Source organism: Campylobacter sp. TTU_617, from assembly GCF_016599045.1.
Taxonomy (GTDB): Bacteria; Campylobacterota; Campylobacteria; order Campylobacterales; family Campylobacteraceae; genus Campylobacter_D.
The window spans coordinates 1-880 of record NZ_JAENKV010000038.1 but is presented as its reverse complement, the minus strand read 5'-3'; the positions used below and the strand labels follow the sequence as shown (position 1 = coordinate 880).

Here is an 880-nt window from a genome sequence, read left to right as displayed (position 1 = left end):
AAACTCATAATTATCAGGCAAAGGTAAGTTTAAATCCCAAGCAAGATTAGCATCAATAGTATGATAATTTAATTCTTCATTTATATCTTTTAATTTATTTGAATCAAGTAAAGAAGGATAAGGATGATTTTCATCTTTATATCTTATTTTAAAATCATTTGAACTAAGCCATTCGTTTATAATTTCAAAGTGTTTTATAACAAAGCTAAGATTATTTAATATAACACTTATTAAACTTTCATAATCTTTATGAAGATTAATTAATTTATGAAGCTTTTTTTGATAACTTTTATTTGTAAAAAAATCAATATGATTTAATATGTTTTCATAAACATTAGGGTTTAAAGAAGTGGTATATAAATTTAAAGTATCCAAAAGTTCTTTAATACTTGTATAATTATTTTTAGCTTGTTTAAATTCTTTAAGTAAGAAAAGATAAGATCCTTTATACCAATTCTTGTGAGTTTTAATTAAAGTTTCTCCCAAAAAATAACAAAGATGTAGTTTAAGCTTTAAAGCTTCTTTATAATCTTTACAATCTTTTAAAGGTATATAAGTTAATTGTGGAAAAGCTTGTATAATTTGTTTATAAAGTTTTTTTTCTTTTTGATGCGTTCTTTTTAAGGTGTAAAGTTCTTTTATAAGCTTTAAATATTCAATCCCCCCCCCCAGAATATTATTATTTTTTATTTTTTTATCAAAATTAATTAAAGCTAGTCCAAGTTTATAAGAGAGAGTATTTTTAATTCTATGTGAAGCATTATCTTGCATTATTGTTCCTTTATAAGTAAAAATGGTTATTATATTAATTATAAAAATTAATATAAAATTTATTCTATAATAATAGTTTATGATTTTAAAATTTGATTATACCCCCCCC

At 21.4% G+C, this 880-nt stretch carries 1 pseudogene; it reads right to left on the bottom strand.

The window, feature by feature from the left end:
• Positions 1 to 771, bottom strand: a pseudogene (locus tag GQV94_RS07595) (DUF2972 domain-containing protein); the annotation flags it as partial.
• Positions 772 to 880: the final 109 nt, after the last annotated feature.